Genomic DNA, 22,010 nt, shown 5'->3' on the forward strand with positions numbered 1-22,010 from the left:
AAATCTCTCATAGGATAACTTGTATTCTTCCTTTTTCTTGATGGTTGAAAGGAAACAACTGTAGACTTTACTTCATCGCTGGCCTGCTAGAAAAGACACAATAGTTCTATAACTGTTTATCAAATACTCATCTCAATTTCTATCAAAAAACGGTGGAATAGTGATAGGACTAGCAGTCATCTTTCAAAAAACGAGGGAATAATGATAACGGAAATACTGGAGGAGCTATATAAAAAGCTCCATCCAAATTTCTAATTTATACTTAAGATTTGTCAATAGCGACACGATATGTCGGATCTTCATATATATTAACATCAATAACACTTTCAGCGTTTTTAAGTAGTAGCCTACAATCTTCGCTTAAATGTTTTAAATGAAGTTTTTTACCCGCGAGATGGTATCGTTCTGTTAACTTGTTTAATGCTTCAATAGCAGACATATCCGACACTCGACTGTCCTTAAAATCAACAATTACTTCAGATGGGTCTTCATTAACATCGAACTTTTCAGTGAACGCTGTAACTGAACCAAAAAACAATGGCCCATAAATTTCGTAGTGCTTGGTGCCACTTCCATCCACGAATTTTCTTGCACGAATCCTTTTTGCACTCTCCCAGGCAAAAACAAGTGCCGATATAATTACACCAATTAAAACTGCAAGGGCGAGGTTATGAAGCCAAATGGTGATCGCAGCCACCAGTATGCCAATAAATATATCTTGTTTTGGCATTTTATTGATGATCCGTAAACTGATCCACTCAAAGGTTCCTACGGCCACCATGATCATCACGCCTGTAAGGGCAGCCATTGGAACTAAACCAATTATCGGTGCGCCAAACAGAATGATAAGCAAAATAGTGAGTGCTGCCACTATGCCCGACAGGCGGGCTCTCGCCCCTGCTGAAAGATTTACCAAAGTCTGAGCAATCATTGGACATCCTCCCATACCATAGAAAAAGCCATTCAGAATATTGGCAATACCCTGAGCTATTGATTCACGGTTACCATTCCCCCTGGTTGCAGTAATTTCGTCTACTAGGTTAAGTGTTAACAGCCCCTCGGTAAGCCCAACTCCTGCCATGATCGCGGCATAGGGCAATATAATTTGAAAGGTTTCAAATGTCAATGGAATCTGAGGAATGTGAAATGGTGGAAACCCTCCGCTGACAGAGGCAATATCGCTTACTGTTTTAGTATCGATACCGAACCCGAGGACGACAAGAAAAACAACAATAATAGCAACCAGGGATGGTGGTACCGCCTTTGTTATCTTTGGAAAGAATAGTACGATAGCAATGGTAAGCGCAACCAACCCGGCCATGATTAAAAGTGGGCTACCGGTCAACCAGGCCTCTTTTCCATTGATGATGGTTTTGAACTGTTCAATCTGGGCCATGAATATAATAACTGCCAGTCCATTAACAAAGCCATACATTACCGGTTGGGGAACAAGTCTGATAAATTTCCCAAGCTTGAAAAGACCTACCAGGATCTGAAAGGCGCCGGCGAGGGCTACAGCGGCGAATACATATTCAATTCCATGCGCCTGCATCAAAGCAATCAGCACAACTACGACTGCTCCTGCACCGCCTGAGATCAGACCTGGACGACCGCCCAGAACTGAGGTTACAAGCCCCATAATAAAAGCTGCATAAAGACCGACCAAGGGGGGAAACCCGCAAGGATAGCGAAGGAGAGCGATTCAGGCATCATGGTCATGGCCACAGTGATGCCAGCCAAAATTTCGGTTTTGTAGTTGACTTTTTGAGATAAGTCAAAAAAACGTGTACGTAAGAACATACCAATAAAATTAAAGGTCAAAAATTATAAAATAAGGGGCATTGCCCTAGCAAGGGATTATGCTAAGGGAGAAAAGAGTCACTGAAAGAATTCAGGGCTTTGTCACAGGGTTATATGAAACTTGTTTAACTTTTCTCATTTCGATTGATGCAAAAATAGAAAAATATTTTTAAAATCTGTCATTACCTATGGTTTTGCTCTGGTGTCTGAATTAACAGGAGGCAGATTTAGACCGTAAAAATGAAAATGTTATATTTGAAAAATATGCCAATGTCGATCAACAAAAAGGTTTTTAAAGACTTTTTCAACTCTACAACATCAAGTGGGATTATCTTATTTTCCTGTTTAATTTTGTCTTTAATAATAGCAAACTCGCCACTGGGTGAAGGCTTTGATAACTTTTTAGCGAATCAAATTGGATATGAAACCACCAGTTTACATTTAAAGTATTCTGTTGCGCTATGGATCAATGATGGCCTGATGGCCATTTTCTTTCTTTTGGTGGGACTTGAAATTAAAAGGGAAATTGTGGAAGGTGAACTTTCCTCACCTAAAAAGGCAATACTTCCGATTATATGTGCGATTGGTGGTGCCATTGTGCCGGCAATAATCTATACCATATTTAACCGTGATACGCCAACTGCTAGCGGATGGGGTATACCAATGGCTACAGACATTGCTTTTGCACTAGCCATTCTATCGCTCCTGAGTAAAGGTTCCACTTTCCCTAAAGATCTTTCTAGCTGCCCTGGCTATTGTTGATGATCTGCTTGCAATATTAGTAATCGCGGTATTTTACTCTTCGGATCTCCACTATATGAATATGGTTTATTCCGGGGCTATATTGATACTACTGTTCCTCTTTAATCGCTTCGGGTTAAAGAACCTTGCCTTTTACCTAATTCCAGGTATTTTTATCTGGTACTTTGTTCATCACTCAGGCATTCATGCAACTATTGCAGGAGTTTTGATAGCGCTTACACTACCCACAACAGCAGATCATAAAGAGTCTCCACTGGAAAAACTAGAGCATGCACTTACTAAACCCGTTAATTTTCTGATCATTCCAATATTTGCACTGGCCAACACCAACATCCGTTTTGAAAACGGCATGGTAGAAGGGCTTTTTACAGGTCTGGGAATGGGCATTGTGCTAGGTCTGGTTATTGGTAAATCTTTGGGTATATTATTTATATCATGGCTCAGCGTAAAGCTTAAGCTAAGTGAGCTACCTGAAAATGCAAAATGGGTTCATATCCTTGGTGTTGGCCTACTTGCAGGTATCGGGTTTACCATGTCCATATTTATATCAATCTTATCCTTCGCTGACCCGCTGCTTGTTCAGGAAGCAAAGTTTTCAATTCTTGTCGGCTCCGTAATATCAGGACTATTAGGTTATTTGATTTTAAACCTTAGCAGCAAAAAGAGAGATCAGAAGAATTAAAATTAATATTCTGATAAATTTGTTGTTTCATTAATAAATCGTAATATTGCAATATTATATGGGACTTACAAAAACCGAAATGTTTACCTCCGAGCAGAACCAGCTTGCTCAGCTATTAAAAGCAATGGCTCACCCTGCACGTATTGCTATTCTGCAAAGAATACTAGTTTTCAATACTTGTATTTGTGGAGATCTTGTAGAGGAGCTGGGTCTTGCCCAAGCTACAATCTCCCAGCATTTAAGGGAATTAAAGTCTGTCGGGATTATCCAGGGTACCATCGAAGGGGTTAGCGTTTGCTATTGCATAAACCCTGAAACATGGAAATTACTGGAAGCCCAAATCGGTGCCTTCCTTGGATCATATAAGCTAGAAGCTAGCTGCTGCTAGCTTTTTTTAATCAAATCAATCGTTTAATTGCAATATAAAAATACTTAAATCTTTAATTATGAAACTATCAGAAATAAAAGCCCACTTGGCGCAGGCTGAAAGCGTAAACTTTCAATTAGAAAACGGTACACCAGTTCCTGAACATTTCCATGTGACCGAAGTTGGTGTTGTTACTAAAGATTTTATTGATTGTGGCGGTACGGTACGTCATGAAAAAGTAGCCAACTTCCAACTTTGGGATGCCAACGATTTTGAGCATCGTTTGAAAGCAGGCAAGTTGCTAAACATCATATCTCTTTCTGAAGAAGTATTGGCGATGGAAGATCTGGAAATTGAGGTAGAATACCAGGCTCAAACTATTGGTAAATACGACCTTGGTTACGATGGTAAAAACTTCCTGCTTATTGCTAAGACAACAGCGTGCCTTGCTCCGGAACTATGTGGTGTTCCTGAAGTAAAACAAAAAGTACAATTTCAGAATCTTGCTGCTTCAGGATCAGCGTGTACACCAGGTGGCGGTTGCTGCTAAATAATCAATCATAAACTATGTCTGCAAACAACTGTGCACCTGCTGCCGAAAGAAGAAAATTAAGCTTTTTAGACCGGTACCTTACACTATGGATTTTTCTAGCGATGGGTATCGGTGTAGCTACCGGCTATTTTCTACCATCTTCCTCCGGATTTATAAACTCGTTTTCCAGTGGAACCACAAACATCCCATTAGCTATCGGACTGATCTTAATGATGTATCCGCCACTTGCTAAGGTGAAATATGAAAAGATGGGAGAAGTTTTTAAAGACACTAAAGTCTTAAGCGTATCCCTGGTTCTGAATTGGGTAATTGGTCCACTTCTAATGTTTTTTTTAGCAATCACTTTTTTAAGAGATTATCCGGAATATATGGTTGGGCTGATCCTTATTGGCCTGGCAAGGTGTATTGCTATGGTGGTGGTCTGGAACGAGCTTGCAGAGGGTAACAGGGAATATGCAGCAGGCTTGATTGCACTGAACAGCATTTTTCAGGTATTGCTCTACAGTGTGTTTGCTTATATCTTTATTACCGTTTTGCCACCTTTTTTTGGTCTGGAGAGCCTTGAAGTAAACATCACCATTTCCGAGATTGCTAAAAGCGTAGGAATCTACCTGGGGCTTCCCTTTGCAATGGGTATAATCAGTCGGTACGGCCTTATTAAACTGAAAGGTGAAGACTGGTTTCAAAACAAGTTTATCCCGCTGATTTCCCCAATTACTTTGATAGCGCTACTTTTTACTATCGTAATTATGTTTAGCCTGAAGGGCGAACTGATTGTACAAATTCCAATGGATGTAGTGAGAATTGCTATACCCCTTGTTATTTATTTTTCTATCATGTTTGTGATCAGCTTTTTTGCTGGCCGTTACTTCGGTGCAGACTATTCAAGAAGTACATCAATTGCTTTTACGGCCACAGGAAATAATTTCGAACTGGCCATAGCAGTTGCTATTGGTGTTTTTGGAATCAATTCGGGACAAGCATTTGCGGGCGTTATTGGCCCTTTGGTTGAAGTCCCGGCACTGATTGCCCTGGTCAACCTTGCTTTTTACTTCCGCAAGAAATACTATCCGTCAAAAAAATTAAACACCATACATTAATGAGAATTGCACTTTTTTCAGATATCCATGCTAATCTTCCTGCCCTGGAAGCCTTTTTTAAACACGTTGAAACCAGAAACACTGATGCAATTTATTGCCTTGGAGATTTAGTTGGATATAACATCTGGCCAAACGAAGTAATAGATGAAATTCGCAAACGAGGCATACCAACTATCGCAGGAAATTATGACTGGGGCATTGGCAGGTCTAGTGATGATTGCGGTTGTGCCTATAAAACAGAAGAAGAAAAAGCATTAGGTAAGGTTTCTATCTCCTACACAAACGAAGTGGTAAGGGACGAACAGCGTGCTTATCTAAGAACCCTTCCTGCTCACATTAGACTAGAATACCAGTTGAACCACGATAAACGCAATATTCTGTTTGTACATGGTAGCCCCTGTAAGGTCAATGAATACCTTTTTGAAGACCGTGATGAAAAAAGCATGCTTCGGATCATGGAACAGGCAGATGCAGATATTATGTGTTTTGGCCATACCCACAAGCCTTATCATAGAATTTTAAACTCAGGGAATGAAGGTGCGGATCATTTCAGGCATGCCATTAATATTGGCTCAGTAGGTAAACCAAAAGACAGCGACCCAAGGGGTGGTTATGTTATTTTAACCATCAACCCTGATAGTACAGTAAACAATAAGGACAGTGTTAAAGTCGAATTTATTCGCTTTGAGTATGATATAGAAAAGGCAGCTAAAGCCGTAGAGGATAGTCCTCTTCCGAATGAATATGCAGACATGTTGCGTAGAGGATAAGGTATGAGAATAGCACTATTTTCAGATATTCATGCCAATCTACCTGCATTTAAATCAATGTTAGACGATATGGATGACCAAAAACCCGATGCCGTTTATTGTCTCGGTGATCTGGTGGGATACCACATCTATCCAAACGAAATTATCCAGGAGATCCGTAAGCGTGGAATCGGAACTTTGAAAGGTAATCATGACCAGAAGGTTGAAAAATTAATTACAACCCCGAATAGTCTCCAGGAGCCAGGGAAGAATTATGCGTATCATTTAATCAGCCAGGATAATAGAGATTACCTGAAGACACTGCCTGCGCACATTAAATTGGAATACAAACTACAATCCGAAACACTCAATCTTGTTTTTGCCCACGGCAGCACCAGAAGTATAGATGAATATATTTTAATAGATACGGATGAAAAGTATGTTTTAGATATGATGCAGGAAGCAGGTGCAGACATGCTCTTTGTTGGTCATTCTCACAAGCCTTACCATCGTATTTTAGAGGATAATGATAATAAGTTTAAGCACGTAGTTAACCTCGGGTCGGTAGGAAAGCCTAAAGACGGAGATCCCAGGGGCTGCTATGTGATACTTACCATTGCTGCAGACAGCTCCCTATCAGATAAAAACAGCATACAGGTAGAGTTTATAAGGTTTGAATATGACGTAGAAGCCTCAGCAAGAGCTATTGAAAATAGTTTGTTGCAAAGTGAATTTGCAGATGCATTGCGACTAGCCAAATAACACTAACCAAATGGAGGTCAACACCAGAGACTATGCGCCAATAGAAAAGCAGCTTGCAAAGTTCATGCGGGTCTTGGCACACCCAGCCCGGATGGCTATAATGATCCGGCTTGCAAGGAAAGAAAGTTGTACTGAAGGAGTAATAAACGATCTGCCAATTGAAGAATCTTCAGTTGCAAAGCATCTTAAAGCCTTAGAAGTTGCTGGACTTATAAAAGGGAATACCTCAAATTTACGATCACGTTATTGCATTAACTGGTACGCCTTTTGGATTTCTCTGAACAATTTAATTTGCTATTTAACAGTTTTTTAGAGCAAGCACCAATTCAAAGCTGCAAGACCAAGGTTTAAGCTATCTATGATAGTTCAGCTAGGGGTTCTAATACACGGCAGAGCAAGAGAAATATTGCGATCATTATTTCTCTTCTTCCAATTATCAAAAAACGGTCGTTTCTTGATAATACAAAAATGGGCGAAACAATTCATTGAAGAGGCTATTGGAATAGATTTCAAAATGATAAATTCCTTGGTAAAACTTATAGTAATTTCTTTTTACGATACTGCCTTTCCACCTTATTGTTTAACAAATTCTCAAAATCAACTATCGCTTCGCAATGCTCATAAAAGTTCGAACTTCCGCGGATTGACTCTACTTAAGGAAATACCAAAAGCATGGTATTTCCTTTTTTTATGCCAATAAAAATCTGATAACCAAATTGTTGCAGCTTGGCCAACGGGTGTTCGACAACTAGTTAAAAACCTCCTTAGACTCTTGCGTGAATCAGTCTAAAAACGATATTGGTTCACTCCTCTTGATGGATTTTGGCAAGTTCGATTTTTCGTTTGGGTGCCGGTCATTTTCCACTTTATCATTCTTGGTATAATTCTTTGCCATTAGGTAAAGAAAATCCAAGATGATATGGGATTTATGATCTTCCACTTCAATCCCACTCTTGGCCAAAATAGAGATAGCTTTTCTGCTTGAAATTTTCCTTTCTATAAAATTCATATATTTAAACAACGTTACTGGTTTCTAATACTTTTGAGAGTGCGGGGTTTGACTTGAACGAAACATCTCCCGTCAGTAAATTTATATGTTCAGGCGGTAAGAGCTGCACAAGCTGTTTTTTATCCGCTATATCCAAATTTGCATTTCCACTGAAAACATCTATCTCGGATCCATGATTTAACTGGCGCTGCTCATCGACTATACCAATACATGACCTGAGAAGTCTATGGGAATGGTAAATATTGTCTTAGTCCGCCATTTCTCAAACACCATAAATTAACTTTATGCTGTGCGGCAAATAGAACCTTTATTCACCGCAAAAATAAGGCGATTAGCAACACTCTTCACCGCAAAAAATGGATAAAATTTTAATATGCGGTAATTAAACCCTATATTCACCGCACAAATGCGGTAATTATGTTTATTCATCAGCGAGAAAAGTGGCCAGATTTTAACTGGGACCGGGAGAAACTCTTCGCAAAATTAGGTGATGTCAGGCATCGGCAAGGCAAAATCTTAGGTCAGATGCAGGCATTTGGTTTCAAGATTCAGGAAGAAGCGATGCTTCAGGCATTGACTTTAGATGTTGTGAAATCTAGTGAAATTGAAGGCAAACTGCTCAGCGAAGAACAGGTTAGGTCTTCTATCGCCAGGCGTTTAGGTATAGAGGTTGCGGGTACTGTAACTACAGAGCGGGATGTGGAAGGTGTGGTTGAAATGATGCTTGATGCTACCCAAAGATACGACCATCCCCTCAGCCAGGACAGAATTTTCGGATGGCATGCGGCACTCTTTCCAACCGGACGCAGCGGTATGTATAAAATAAAGGTGGCCGACTGGAGAGACGGTCCAATGGAAGTCGTCCCGGGTGCAATGGGACGGGAAACGGTGCATTTTACAGCCCCTGCCGCAGAAAAAGTTCCAGCAGAGATGGACGGCTTTTTACACTGGCTGAATGATCAGCAGGAACTGGACCTGGTGATCAAGGCAGCGATAGCGCATCTTTGGTTTGTAACCATTCACCCCTTTGATGACGGAAATGGGCGTATCGCGAGAGCTATTGCCGATATGCAACTGGCTCGTGCAGATAAAAGCAGGCAAAGATTTTATTCCATGTCGGCCCAAATACTCAAAGAAAGGAAGGGCTATTATGAGATCTTAGAATCCACTCAGCGAGGTGAGCTAGATATAACACCCTGGCTGGAATGGTTCCTTGACTGTCTTTATCATTCGATGGAGGAAACAGAGCAAACCATATCCAGGATTTTAGAACGAGCAAGGTTTTGGGAAAACCATAGCGGACAGGAATTCAACCTGCGTCAGCAAAAAATGCTGCAGGTCCTGCTTGACAATTTTTTTGGTAAACTAAATGTTTCCAAATGGGCGACAATCACCAAAACATCTACAGATACTGCACTAAGGGATATACAGGACCTGATAAAAAAAGGTGTACTCGAACAGGAGGAAAGTGGTGGCCGAAGTACAAGTTACAGATTAAAGAACATTAGTTAAACATCAAATTACAACGCACAAAATTTTTATGTCTGGTCTAAGAAACGAAATAATGGTTAACTGGTTTGGACATGAGCACTAAATATTATATGAATTATAAATAACATAAGCTAATAAATTTAGTTTTTTGAGATACAGTTAAAATTACTTCTGATAAAGTTCCATTAATGAAAAGCTACAGCGAGAGGAAATTTTTAATACAAATCCAAATAGGTTTGTTATTTTTTTCCATTTAAAGGCTTAGCATTTAGAATAGCTCTGTATTCTAGGAGAAGTAATTTTAATCCTGTGTAGGCAACCTCTGAATTTGTCCATCTGAAGAGGTTATATTATCTACACAAATTAAATAAAGAAATACTAACTAAGGGCGCTTAAAGGCCATATAAGCTATATTAATGGTGTTTAAATTTAAACATTTCCATCAAGATTTTCCAATCGGTGAAGTCGCGTTATCATTGATGCACGAATAATATATGTATCATTAATTTTATATTATTATAGTATAAATTATAAAAATAAGTATAATAAAATCACAAAACCTATTGCGCTATTAAATTTTTATAGCTATTATTGCTTTATGTAACAACTACTAATACCTTCCTTGAAACTTTAAAATCTAAATGAAAACTCTCTCTCTCAAAACAAGCGCTATGTATTTAGCGGGTATGGCAATAACTATTTGCCTTTATTCATGCCAAAAGAACTTTGATGATTTAGCTTATAAGCTTGATGGTAAACTTATAGAAATATCTGCAGATGAATATTTCAGTGTTGTATATGATGATCCTCGGGAATTGACAGTTGAAGAAATTGAAAGAATTGCTGTCAATTATCCTTTACTTAAAAAGCCTGGAACTAAGGATTTAAATTCTAAAATTAATAAAATTGAAAAATATTATCTTGACGGCAAGGGTATTTCTCAATCTCCATCCGAAGTAGTCCGAACAAAGGGTCTTTCGGAAAATAGTATTCCTTTATATAATGTTGAAATTAATGTAGGCGGTAAATTCTCTACCGTGTTATTATCTGCTGACGAAAGGATTCCTGGTGTTTTATCGTACAAAGATGGAGAAAACTCGAAGGATGCAGAGAATCTCATGTTGGAAAACGCAAAGTCTTACCTCAGGCAAAGAATTAAGTATTTGAACCATTTAAAAGATTCTTTAAGAACGAAAACATTAATTAAACTTCAGTCTCAGTTAGGAAGATTACCGTCAAGTGATTTAGCGGCATTCATCAAGAATAAAATTAAGATAACTGATGCTTTACCAAAGACAAAAAGTTTAGTAGAGTATTATTTATGGGGACAAGTATTAACTCAAGTCGGACCCTTTGCCACAACCGAATGGGAGCAAGATGGAGTATTTAAACAAGGAATCCCTTCAGCAAATGGCTGTGCGCAAGCGTCGGCTGGCTGTCTTGTAATTGCTGGCGCTCAGGTATTAGCCACAATTGAACCACCAATGTCAGTAGTTACCGGAACATACGTATATCCTCCTACTATGGAATTAAGATTTATTACTGAAGCGGTTGACTGGCCATATTTAAAAGAAACTCCTTATATTGGAACAAATGCTCCAGCACAAAAAAAGAAAATAACGGAAAGATTAATCAATCACGTATTCACACAAAGTTATTCAACCCCACTTTGCGATGGTTCCAGTACTGAACTCCCAAAAATGATTACTTTTTTAAGGCGATACATTGATATAGATGACCCTCAGACATTTAATGTACAGCAGATAAAAAATTCACTTGATAACTCACATAATGTTCTTGTAACCGGGATCAGACTGTCTGGTTCACAGCAGATAGGTCATGCTTGGGTGGTGGATGGTTATGCTATCTGTCAGAAACCTGGCGGCACCGGTACTGGCGATCTAGTTAACCAGTATGATTTATATCTACATGCAAATATGGGTTGGGGTGGCGCAGAAACAGGTTGGTTTCTTGTTGGAACAGACTGGAACCTTTCTTTTGATGTAGCTTTTGGAGATCGACAATATGGGATTGATTTACGAATGGCGACTAATGCGAGGTCTAAATAAATCGAAATTCAAATAATTCTAAGTAAAAATTTCATGAAACAATCAAGGTACATAGCCTTTGTGTCTATGATATGCTTTATAGTAGCATGCAAGAAGGAAAATCAAACACCCAAGGTAATAGATATTCCAAATATTCCCTTGGAAAAAATAGAAGGTACTTTTCTGATTCGCGACTTCTTAAATTTTCGGCATGAATCACCCCAAATTCTGTGCATATACATACTCGAAATGTATCATTCCTTTATACTGAAAGCTAAATTTACATATCAGTTAATACAAGCATTCTATTAATTAACGGTAATAAAACTATCATAAACACTAATTCTCGATAATGTATGCAATCTAAATCTACCGCAAGACAAGGTCTTTTTAAGGCCACGCTCATTTTTTCAATTTGCTTGTCTATCTACTCTTGTAAGAAGGGCAATGACGCAGAGCAATCAGTCAGTATTGACAAAACTTTATTAGAAATCACACCTGCCGAATATGCCAGTATTGCTTATGACAACCCCAAAGAGCTTAGTACCGACGAGATCAAGAAAGTGATTCAGGCGTATCCGTTGAAAGACAACCCTGCCACCAAAGGCAGTAATGATATCCAGTTCGAGGTTGCCGAAAAATATTACATTGATCAGAAGGGTGCGCTTGAAAAGGCATCAGTTAGTCCAGCCACCAAAAGCCAAGTCAGTGATAATAAGATTGCTGTTTACAACGTGAACATTACGAGTGGTAACAAGACCGGTAGCGCATTGGTTTGTGCTGATGAACGTGCGCCTGTCGTGCTGGCCTACATGCCTGTAAACCACTTAAGGCCAGAGTTACTTGGTGAAAACCTGATGTACCAAAGCTCTAAGAGGTATATCACAGATCGCTTAGTTTATATCGGGCACCTGCGTGATTCTTTGCGCTCAAAGACTTTAAGTAAACTGGAAGAAAAGCTGGGCAAGCTGCCTGAACAGGATGTGTTTAGCTTTGTAAAAAATAAGATCAGGGTGCAATCGACCGCACCAAAAACGAAAAGCCCGGTTGAATCATGGTTACCCACACAGGTTATTAGCCAGGTAGGACCGTTTGCCACTACGGAGTGGGACCAGTCAGGCGTAGCAGACCAGTTGCTTCCGAGCGGTAGTACTTGTACTCGTGTACCGGCAGGCTGCCTGGTTATTGCCGGTGCTCAGGTGCTAGCTCAATTGGCGCCAACTTTTCCAGTTATTGTTAGATACGAAACTAGGGAAGTAAATATTCCCGGTGCTGGGCACGGGGGCGTAACACGAACGATTACAATTCCAATTTACGAAAATGTAAACTGGCCTTATTTAAAGGCAAACCCATTTATCGGTTATTATGATCCTCAAGATAAGCAAACTATGTACAGCCGCCTCATTCGCGACATTTTTAATAGGACTCAAACAATACCGAGTTGCGAAGGGTCAGGCACTCAGATGCAAAAGATGATTGATCTACTAAGAAATTACATAGATATAGATAATCCAGCTGGCTTTAACGTACAGCAGATCAAGGCATCATTAGATAATAATCGGTCTGTTATAGCCGCTGGTTCCAGATTGAGCGGTACGGAAAAGATCAGGCATGCTTGGGTAGTAGACGGCTATGCGATCTGTGATAAAATGAACGGCAGCACTCCTGGTGATTTGGTTCACCAGTATGACCTCTATCTGCACGCGAACTTGGGATGGGGAGGAAGTGATACCGGATGGTTTTTAGTAGGTACTGACTGGAATTTATCCTTTGATGTAGCTTGGGATACACGTCAATATGGCTTGGATATGCAGATGGCCACCAACGCCCGAAATAAGTAATTACCCGAATAAATCACCTTAAACAATTATAATTTATGAAAAAAATCCTTTCTTTATTAACGGCAATATGTTTTGTTGCCTTAATTGTAATCTCCTGTAACAAAGACAAGAACGGTGTAGCTGGAAGTGGCTCCGCGGTTAAAACTGACAAAGGTCTTAAATCACTGCTTGGAAATTATCTGCCAGATGATATTAATGTCCAAAAGAATAATGTGGCGATCGTGCGCTTATTACCATCAGCTGCGCAGTATACGCTTGATTTGTCTTCGCCTGATGCAAAAAATATGAAGCTATTTTAAAAGCCGGTATTCAGAATGGTATTCCTGTAGAAGTTTATGTTTATGATAAAACTACCGAAATTGCTGAAGTTAAAACAGCTAGTACAGCAACGGTTAAAGCATTCAATTTACAAAAAGGGGAGCCCTCTCTTACCACAAAAGAGAACCTTCCCATTATTCCAAACGAAGCGGCGTTAAATTCACTCTTTTCTTCTTGTTCAACACCCTCAATTTCGTATAATTATGCCGGTGACGGTTGTTATGCAAGAGCACATAAAATGAGGCAAATTATAATCAATGCAGGATATGATTGTGCAAAACAATTCATCTATGGTAACCTTGCCGCTCAAAGCGTTAGTGGATGTTGCGCCAGTTGGTCTTATCACGTTGCACCTTTAGTTCGCTTTAGAGACGGAAACGGACAAATACAATTAAGGATATTAGATCCATCGTTATTCAATCAGCCAGTTACACAGGCCCAATGGTTTGCTGCTTGCGTAAAAACGTCATGTAATTCAAGTGCTTCACAGTCCGCAACCAAATTAACTGCTGGAAACGTGTATTATACTTCTCAAAATGGAAGCTCGACAATTTATGATGATAATTATACGAGTACAAATTGCACTATAAGCCATTTTATAAATTATTTTGGTTGTTCAGGCGCACCTAATCCTCCTTGCATTTAATTAGTAAAAATGAACACTTGATTGGGTGATTTCAAACACTTAGTCAAGTGTTTATATTTGAATATCATTTTTTAAAGCATTATAAATAGTCATCCGTTAATTAAGCTTATTACTCATGAGTATCATAAAAGTTCTGACTATGTACACCTTTATTTTGTGCAATGGATGTAATAAATCTGAGAGTCAATCTGGTTTGACTTGGTATAAGGCCTCGGTTAATTCGCTTTACAATTATGACAACGGTAATTATGTTGTAGGATTAGGAATTTCAGCAAGGGCCTTTTATCTGAATAAAAACGATAAGAATTATAAAAAAATTCTCAAGTCGTTAAAAGACAGTTACAAAACAAAAAAAGTAATAGAGGTAGCCTATACTTCCGCCGACGATTCACGGAGCAAAATAGTCCAGATAAAGATTTAACTTTTAAATTCAATAACAGATGTCTCTTTGCCGATATATCTGATCATCATTTTTAAACTCAAAATGCATAAATTTAAAAAGACTAAGCTTGTTTTTATTTCTTTAATTGCGATAGCTGGCAGCGTATCATCTTGTAAAAAACAATCGGGCTCCGACCGTTTAACAATACCTGAACCAACTATTGCAGTTGAAAAAATTCAGGCAACTGTTGTTGATAACATAGATATAACTTTAAGGGATAACTATCGCATCCTTTTAAGAGGCATTGAATATAATTATAGTTTGAGTAAGGCACAATTGGTAGCATCACCGGTCAGGGCCCCTTACCAACTTCCATATAAAAAAGATACCGGTGGTAATTTACAACCCATATCTGAGCAACAAGCTCTAATTATACAACTTGTAGCTTCGGGATATTTGTTTCAAAACAACGAACTTAAGGATCCTCCCCTCCAAGACCAATAATAAAAGATCAGGAAACTGAAAAGAACTTGATTAACGCTGATATGCTAATAGGTAAGTTTTTCGGTGTACCATCGAATAATTTAGCTAACATAAACTTTACGCATGCTAATAATCTTTTGGACTTTGAAATCAAAAATATCGTTTCTGATAAAATCGAAAGTATTAAGCTGGTTATTCGTAATGAACAGTTTAAGCCTCTTCGCTTAACGAACAATAGATACAGAGCTGTTATTACAGGAAGCTGGTATACTCCTGCCGATGTTACAGTATTAATTTATAATGTAGATAAGTCATTTATTGCAAAAAAATAATCAACGCGCAGGACGTCAAACAAGACCGCCATTATAATCTGATGTTAGAAGCTAATCAAGACAATACCAATTATACAGTAATTAATAAAAGTGAAACTAAATGGAGTGATGAGAAATGGCCACAATAATTTTTAATATGATACAGCCACGTATAGAAATCTATAAGTTGCTGGTGTTTATCTTGATGCTAGCTATCCTTGTTGGATGCAAAAAAGATAAGAGCGAGCCCAAACCAGTTCAGCCAGTCCAGAGAACAGTACTCGTGTATATAGCAGCTAATAACACTCTTGAATTCGATGCTATCAACAGTATTAATAGAATGGAGAAGGGAGCTAAAGGACTTACAGGAAATCTGATTGTATTTGTAAAGACAAATTCGGGTAACTCCCATCTTCTCAAAATTAAGTATGATAACACAAGCTTAATAAAAAGTGACACTATCAAGACTTATGGTAAAAGAAATTCGTCCGATCCTGAGTTTCTTAGGCAAGTGATACAAGACTCGCGGGAGCTATCACCAGCAAACTCATATAGCCTTGTTATGTGGTCGCATGCTACATCTTGGGCTCCACCTTCCAATAAAAAAACAAAGTCTTTCGGTTATGATGACGAAGTTGAAATGGACATTAAGGATTTTAAAAATGCCATTCCTTCAGATTTTACTTATATCATGTTTGATGCCTGTTCGATGGGAAGCATTGAAGTGGCGTATGAACTTAAGAATAAAAACAAAATATATCTTATCATCTCCTTCTGAGGTATTGTCTGATAGCTTTCCATATGAAATTATCACTCCCAACCTGTTTGGGGGTGTGGAAGATCTACAAAAAATTGCCAATCAATTCGTTCAATATTATGATTCCTATACAGGTTTGGCCGCTTCGGCAACCGTATCTCTCATAGATACTAAGCAGTTGGAAAATTTAAGTTTTGAAACTAAAAAATTATTGCTTTCAGTAAATAGAGTTGATTATAACGTAAAAGCTTTGCAACAACTGGATTTTGAAATAAATTCAGGTATTCCCGCCTATGATTTTCTGAGTTTTTTACAACAAAATTTTAGTGTGGAACAATATGCTGCTGTTAACGCACAGTTAGAAAAAGCCATAATTTACAAAGCGCATACTAAAAACTCTTTTAACATACCTATCAAAGTGTTTTGTGGGCTTAGTGTATACCTTCCAAAGCAGGGCGATCCGTTGAAAAACTACTACAATGGCTTTGCCTGGGCTTCGGATTCTGCATGGAGCAGCCTTTTCTATTAATATAATTCCTGATTAACCATAACAAAACCACGTAAACATTAATTCACTACAATGTATGCAATCTAAATCTACCGCAAGACAAGATCTTTTTAAGGCCACGCTCATTTTTTCAATTTGCTTGTCTATCTACTCTTGTAAGAAGGGCAATGACGCAGAGCAATCAGTCAGTATTGACAAAACTTTATTAGAAATCACACCTGACGAATATGCCAGTATTGCTTATGACAACCCCAAAGAGCTTAGTGCTGACGAGATCAAGAAAGTGATTCAGGCATATCCGTTGAAAGGCAACCCTGCCACCAAAGGCAGTAATGATATCCAGTTCGAGGTTGCCGAAAAATATTACATTGATCAGAAGGGTGCGCTTGAAAAGGCATCAGTTAGTCCAGCCACCAAAAGCCAAGTCAGTGATAATAAGATTGCTGTTTACAACGTGAACATTACGAGTGGTAATAAGACCGGTAGCGCATTGGTTTGTGCTGATGAACGTGCGCCTGTCGTGCTGGCCTACATGCCTGTAAACCACTTAAGGCCAGAGTTACTTGGTGAAAACCTGATGTACCAAAGCTCTAAGAGGTATATCACAGATCGCTTAGTTTATATCGGGCACCTGCGTGATTCTTTGCGCTCGAAGACTTTAAGTAAACTGGAAGAAAAACTGGGCAAGCTGCCTGAACAGGATGTGTTTAGCTTTGTAAAAAATAAGATCAGGGTGCAATCGACCGCACCAAAGACGAAAAGCCCGGTTGAATCATGGTTACCCACACAGGTTATTAGCCAGGTAGGACCGTTTGCCACTACGGAGTGGGACCAGTCAGGCGTAGCAGACCAGTTGCTTCCTAGCGGTAGTACTTGTACTCGTGTACCGGCAGGCTGCCTGGTTATTGCCGGTGCTCAGGTGCTAGCTCAATTGACGCCAACTTTTCCAGTTGTTGTGGGACAAAGACCATCAGGCCCCTTATTCCCAATTGCTGGTCCATATATACCAATATATGAAAATGTGAATTGGTCCTATTTGAAGCAGAATCCCTATATCGGCTATTATGACCCGCAAGATAAGCAAACCATGTATAGTCGTTTAATTTATAAAATTTTCACCAGTACACAAACAACTCCGGCCTGTGAAGGGTCAGGAACTCAGATGAATAAAATGATCGATTTCTTAAGAGGCTATATTAATATAGATAACGCAGCAGCTTTTAACGTACAACAGATCAAGGCTTCATTAGATAATAATCGGTCTGTTATAGCCGCTGGATCCAGATTGAGCGGCACAGAAAAGATCAGGCATGCCTGGGTAGTGGATGGCTATGCGATCTGTGATAAAATGAATGGCAGCACCCCTGGTGATTTGGTTCACCAGTATGACCTTTATTTGCATGCGAACTTGGGATGGGGAGGAAGTGATACCGGATGGTTTTTAGTAGGTACTGACTGGAATTTATCTTTCGATGTAGCGTGGGATACACGCCAATATGGTCTGGATATGCAGATGGCCGGTAACGCCAGACCTAAGTAAACATGTTATGTGATGTTACCAAGATGTCATTTAAATACGAAACTACGAGTTGAGAAAAAAATCAAATAAGGAAGTGAGTGGCGGAAGGTGAAAGCCTTTCCGCCATTTTTATTATACTTAGCTAATATTAAAAACCATTATTGGTTAATTAAACACAGGATTATCAAGGATAATATTTAATGCCCATGTGTTCAAGCCCGCCTATCTTTCATCTTTTCAAACAGATTATAGCTTGTTTGAATAATTGATTTGGTGAAGTACATATAATTTAACTGCTTTGAAATTATATCAAGGTAAGTTATGATGATTTCGATTTTTAAAAAGGCTATATGTCGTATGCCTGCCTTCTGTCACTAAACGGAGCTAAAAACTGTCTTGCCCGAATTAAAAAAATAATTAAGGAATAATTCTATCTGTTCATTACAGTTTAATATTTAATCATTAAATTTAGACTAACCTATAATGAAAAATGCATGAAAATTATTATTAAAATTTGCTTTTTAAGTTTGCTAATAGTTCTTAGTGTAGGGTGCAAAAAAAGCAAACAAACAGAATCCCTTATTGGTGGCGATCTTAAAATTGTTCTATTGGGTGAGCTGATACCACGCTCTGTTGCTATGGATAAAAATAGTATAGCAACGGTGTCTTTCGTTGGTTCAGATCGAAATTACAGATTTGACTTAAATAGGGTTGATGCTAATAGTTATTGGGGGCGACTAGTTAATGCTCAAAAAAACTCAACACCTGTAAAGGTTTACGTTACTAAGCAAATAGAAATTGTAAGAGTGGAATAAAAACCATTAAATCGATGGCATATAAGGCAAGGTTAAATGATTACAATACTATCTCAACTTAGCTGAGTGGTCTAATAAATTTAAAATAGCTGTTCGTCAGGTATAGTAAAGGAATTGACTTTTTTATGTTGGTATAAAAGCTCACAGATGACAATCCCATTCCCTGACTCTGTTCGTGTCCTCTTCTTTTCTGCTTTTTAACCGGCAATAGCGAATTATCATAGGCCGGTTTATCTGGATATTCCGGAGTCAATTACCACGGTGTTTCGGAAAAGAATTCAGAGCGTTCCGCTGCACTTTGACCATGCTAACTTGCTGATTAAAATATTTTAGGTAATTAACGATGTATCATTCGATTTCGTGTCCCTTTGCGGCCGAACACAAACTGATGAAATTATAAAGGACGAAGACAAGGCAGAAGCTTTGAAAACTGAAAATATGCCAGTTCTAGCTTATAGGTTTGGAATACCAACAGAAGCTTATGGTGTGTATTTCGGTGAAAGCGAAATGGGGTGACAGTTTAAATGCGAAACGGGCGGCCATTTTTGCCGAAATGCCCAGCTAGGAACAAAATGGAAATTGCACACTTGACATAGAGCTAAATTCAATTTTATTATATTTGACTTAGACTATTATGGGAAACTACATACTGTGTAAAAAACCTGATTTTACGGCAATTTAGAAATCAAAAGATTAAATTGTTCAATTATAAGAGCTGGGTTATCTATCATAATAAAATGCCCGGAATTTGTATCCGAGATATGAATAAAGTCCGTAACACCGCTTTTTAACAATTCGTGGGCGTTATATAGATCCTGAGTATTTCCAGTTGAGCCTGGATCTGATTTCATTCCAGTCAAAACAACCACCGGAACATTCGGTAGATTGGGTAAGGTTGTCATGTATTGTACATCTTCAATTAATTGTCTGGTTTCTTTCGTTCCTCCAAAATCTGGACCATTACTGCTATTGATAGAATTATAAAGCATATCCTCTGCCTCCTGTGTAAAACGAAGAACGTTTTCGTGTGAGGGATCAACGAACAATAATGCTGCAATCCTGCCGGGGTTTTTAATGGCAAAATCCCTTATAACCATGCCTCCTAAAGAATGTCCAACCAATATCACTTTTCGGCCATTAGCGTATTTGCCTACTACTGATTGGAGCTCAATTCTAAGTCTATTGATATCCCTTGGTGTATGATCAATAGTAGATTTTCCGTAGCCGCCCCGGTCATAAATCACCACATCCATTTTAGCACCAATATTTTCAGCAACTCTCTTGGTTTGCCATATAGAATGGTCATTACCAAGCCCTGATTCAAAAACAACCAGGTATTTACTGCTTGACCCAATGGAATAGGTTGCCAGGTTATGCGTACTTAATTGCAATATACTTTCATTAAAAGACACTTCCCGTGATTTGTCTTTTTTGCAGGATACTAAGACAAACAGGACTGTCAAAAATGCAAAAAGCTTAGACATGATTTTTTTTACAAACTTAATATTTTAAACCAATAATCAGAACGTCAACTTTGCACTGGAAAAGATAGAGAAGCCAGAAATTCGGCAAATTGTCACATTTCTGTATAAATAAAAAAAGGACTAAATTATGGAAGACTGCTACTAAAGGATAAAGGGGTATTAAAGTGGACTAGCTTAGGTTGACAATGAGTATTTTTTCTAGCTATTGCTTCTTCTTTTGATATTCACCTTTAGCACGGTTATTAACCAAATTCTCAAAATTAACTACTGCTTCGCAATGCTCATACAGAGTCGATTTTCCGCCGATTGACTCTACCCATTAAAGCTCACGAAAGATGGGCTTTTTTTGTTATAAATTGATTTTGCAATGGCCTTAGCGAGAGGCTACGACAGAATGTGCTACGCGAAGATAATCCTTCCGTTAGGGGTATAAATCAATCCTTTTAATTAACTCCACACAGGCCCTACTATTATGATAAGGACATTTCCAGACACCTACCTTATCTTCACCTTGCATAACCTCATCCTGTTCATTTACACCCCAAAACCATTCTCCTTTTTGATAATTGATGATTTTACGTTTCACAGACTCCCAATTTTTCAGACTGATCTCCAGAAAGCTTTCATCTGTTGATAACTGCCATGCATTAAAAAACCCAACCATAGCTTCTGCCTGTACCCACCAGTGCTTTTCCCTGACAAGATGATTCCTGGAAGGCTCATATTCATACCATAGTCCTCCATCAGCGTCAAGGCCATTCTTGGCAGCTTGGGCCATCTTCACCGAAACTGTTTTTACCATGCCCGTCAGCGCCTCATCGTGAACAGCTTCTGCAGCTTCCAGCAGTAACCAGGCGGCTTCTATGTCGTGTCCATAAGAAACTATATCTGATTTGGCTTCCCAGTTCTCATCAAAAAACAAAATCAGGCTCCCCGTTTCCTTATTGATTATCTGCGTGGTAAAGCAGTGCACAAGCTCAATAATTTTACGTCTTAAGTTTTCGTTCGGCCAGATCCGATAAAGTGTTGTAAAAGCCTCCAGAACATGGAGATGCGTATTCATCGTCTTTTTTTCGTTCGCGTCCTTTTCACTAAGCCTTAGATCATCTAAAGAATTCCATTCGCGGTTGAAGGCCTCGAGATACCCCCTCTTTCAATATCATAACTATGTTTGATTAAGTCATTGTACAGCTTGATAGCCTTTTCTTTTGCAAAGGGGTTCTTGCTTGCACTAAAATACTCACTAAAAGCATAAATGGCAAAAGCTATAGCATAAACCTGCTTTTTGGTATCAACAGGGCTACCCTTGGCATCGAGCAGCCAATAAACACCGCCAAATTCTTTATCGATAAAATAGTCATTTATATATTGAAAGGCCCTATCTGCCATTTCCAGACATCCAGGATCTGCATTTAGATTGTAAGCAGCAGAAAACGACCATAGAATCCTTGCATTTAAAACACTCCCTTTTGGAGCAGAATAATCAATATTGTTATTATTATCAATCTTACCTACAAAGCCTCCGTTAACTTCATCAACAGTAAAGTTCTTCCAATAACTCAGAATATTTTCCAGTTCCAGGCTTAATTCTTCTTTATATTTTATTAAATCCGATCTCAATTT

Annotated in this window: 18 protein-coding genes and 3 pseudogenes; 17 read left to right on the forward strand and 4 right to left on the reverse strand. The window is 38.7% G+C overall.

What is annotated here, in order from left to right:
- Positions 1-262: 262 nt before the first annotated feature.
- Positions 263-1,800: pseudogene (locus ACQ86H_RS23785) on the reverse strand (SulP family inorganic anion transporter).
- Between the two features lie 270 nt (positions 1,801-2,070).
- Between ACQ86H_RS23785 and nhaA the strand changes: the two are divergent.
- From nhaA to ACQ86H_RS23870, 17 genes and pseudogenes are all read left to right on the forward strand, one after another.
- Positions 2,071-3,244: pseudogene (nhaA, locus tag ACQ86H_RS23790) on the forward strand (Na+/H+ antiporter NhaA).
- Positions 3,245-3,302: 58 nt separating this feature from the next.
- Positions 3,303-3,632, forward strand: coding sequence for an ArsR/SmtB family transcription factor (locus tag ACQ86H_RS23795; protein ID WP_088300341.1), 330 nt, complete (start codon positions 3,303-3,305; stop codon positions 3,630-3,632).
- A 58-nt stretch (positions 3,633-3,690) separates the two neighbouring features.
- A complete protein-coding gene (locus tag ACQ86H_RS23800) occupies positions 3,691-4,161 on the forward strand; it encodes a DUF6428 family protein (protein WP_088300342.1) in 471 nt (156 codons plus the stop codon).
- Positions 4,162-4,178: 17 nt separating this feature from the next.
- Positions 4,179-5,264 carry an ACR3 family arsenite efflux transporter gene (arsB, locus tag ACQ86H_RS23805; RefSeq protein ID WP_088300343.1) on the forward strand — a complete coding sequence of 362 codons (1,086 nt, stop codon included), beginning with the start codon at positions 4,179-4,181 and terminating at the stop codon, positions 5,262-5,264.
- Positions 5,264-6,034 (forward strand): metallophosphoesterase family protein, encoded by a 771-nt coding sequence (locus ACQ86H_RS23810; RefSeq protein ID WP_431292699.1) that lies wholly within the window; start codon positions 5,264-5,266, stop codon positions 6,032-6,034. Before arsB ends, ACQ86H_RS23810 begins: the two co-directional genes overlap by 1 nt.
- A 3-nt stretch (positions 6,035-6,037) precedes the next feature.
- Positions 6,038-6,775 carry a metallophosphoesterase family protein gene (locus ACQ86H_RS23815; RefSeq protein WP_088300345.1) on the forward strand — a complete coding sequence of 246 codons (738 nt, stop codon included), beginning with the start codon at positions 6,038-6,040 and terminating at the stop codon, positions 6,773-6,775.
- A gap of 10 nt (positions 6,776-6,785) precedes the next feature.
- Complete coding sequence (locus tag ACQ86H_RS23820; protein ID WP_088300346.1) at positions 6,786-7,088, forward strand: ArsR/SmtB family transcription factor; 303 nt, start codon at positions 6,786-6,788, stop codon at positions 7,086-7,088.
- A 1,113-nt stretch (positions 7,089-8,201) separates the two neighbouring features.
- Entirely contained in the window at positions 8,202-9,296 is a 1,095-nt protein-coding gene (locus tag ACQ86H_RS23825) for a Fic family protein (RefSeq protein ID WP_431292700.1), read from the forward strand.
- 620 nt (positions 9,297-9,916) lie between these two features.
- Positions 9,917-11,344, forward strand: a complete 1,428-nt coding sequence (locus ACQ86H_RS23830) for a C10 family peptidase (RefSeq protein ID WP_431292701.1) — start codon at positions 9,917-9,919, stop codon at positions 11,342-11,344.
- A 335-nt stretch (positions 11,345-11,679) separates the two neighbouring features.
- Positions 11,680-13,164: a C10 family peptidase gene (locus tag ACQ86H_RS23835; RefSeq protein WP_431292702.1), complete on the forward strand. Its 1,485-nt coding sequence runs from the start codon at positions 11,680-11,682 to the stop codon at positions 13,162-13,164.
- A 35-nt stretch (positions 13,165-13,199) separates the two neighbouring features.
- Positions 13,200-13,463 carry a hypothetical protein gene (locus ACQ86H_RS23840; protein ID WP_431292703.1) on the forward strand — a complete coding sequence of 88 codons (264 nt, stop codon included), beginning with the start codon at positions 13,200-13,202 and terminating at the stop codon, positions 13,461-13,463.
- A gap of 209 nt (positions 13,464-13,672) precedes the next feature.
- Positions 13,673-14,128, forward strand: coding sequence for a protein-glutamine glutaminase family protein (locus ACQ86H_RS23845; protein ID WP_431295463.1), 456 nt, complete (start codon positions 13,673-13,675; stop codon positions 14,126-14,128).
- A gap of 484 nt (positions 14,129-14,612) precedes the next feature.
- On the forward strand, positions 14,613-15,014 hold the full coding sequence (locus tag ACQ86H_RS23850) for a hypothetical protein (RefSeq protein WP_431292704.1): 402 nt from the start codon (positions 14,613-14,615) through the stop codon (positions 15,012-15,014).
- Positions 15,015-15,040: 26 nt separating this feature from the next.
- Positions 15,041-15,325, forward strand: coding sequence for a hypothetical protein (locus ACQ86H_RS23855; protein ID WP_431292705.1), 285 nt, complete (start codon positions 15,041-15,043; stop codon positions 15,323-15,325).
- A gap of 319 nt (positions 15,326-15,644) precedes the next feature.
- A pseudogene (locus ACQ86H_RS23860) lies at positions 15,645-16,590 on the forward strand (clostripain-related cysteine peptidase).
- Between the two features lie 55 nt (positions 16,591-16,645).
- Positions 16,646-18,109 carry a C10 family peptidase gene (locus tag ACQ86H_RS23865; RefSeq protein WP_431292706.1) on the forward strand — a complete coding sequence of 488 codons (1,464 nt, stop codon included), beginning with the start codon at positions 16,646-16,648 and terminating at the stop codon, positions 18,107-18,109.
- 473 nt (positions 18,110-18,582) lie between these two features.
- A complete protein-coding gene (locus ACQ86H_RS23870) occupies positions 18,583-18,903 on the forward strand; it encodes a hypothetical protein (RefSeq protein ID WP_431292707.1) in 321 nt (106 codons plus the stop codon).
- 668 nt (positions 18,904-19,571) lie between these two features.
- Here the strand turns inward: ACQ86H_RS23870 and ACQ86H_RS23875 are convergent.
- The 3 genes from ACQ86H_RS23875 to ACQ86H_RS23885 all read right to left on the reverse strand — a co-directional run bounded on the left by ACQ86H_RS23875 (position 19,572) and on the right by ACQ86H_RS23885 (position 22,007).
- Entirely contained in the window at positions 19,572-20,387 is an 816-nt protein-coding gene (locus ACQ86H_RS23875; RefSeq protein WP_431292708.1) for an alpha/beta fold hydrolase, read from the reverse strand.
- 421 nt (positions 20,388-20,808) lie between these two features.
- On the reverse strand, positions 20,809-21,450 hold the full coding sequence (locus tag ACQ86H_RS23880; RefSeq protein WP_431292709.1) for an AGE family epimerase/isomerase: 642 nt from the start codon (positions 21,448-21,450) through the stop codon (positions 20,809-20,811).
- Between the two features lie 44 nt (positions 21,451-21,494).
- Positions 21,495-22,007, reverse strand: coding sequence for an AGE family epimerase/isomerase (locus ACQ86H_RS23885; RefSeq protein ID WP_431292710.1), 513 nt, complete (start codon positions 22,005-22,007; stop codon positions 21,495-21,497).
- Positions 22,008-22,010 lie beyond the last annotated feature (3 nt).

Origin of the sequence: Pedobacter sp. P26, from assembly GCF_050632135.1 — a bacterium.
In the GTDB taxonomy this organism is placed as follows: Bacteria; Bacteroidota; Bacteroidia; order Sphingobacteriales; family Sphingobacteriaceae; genus Pedobacter.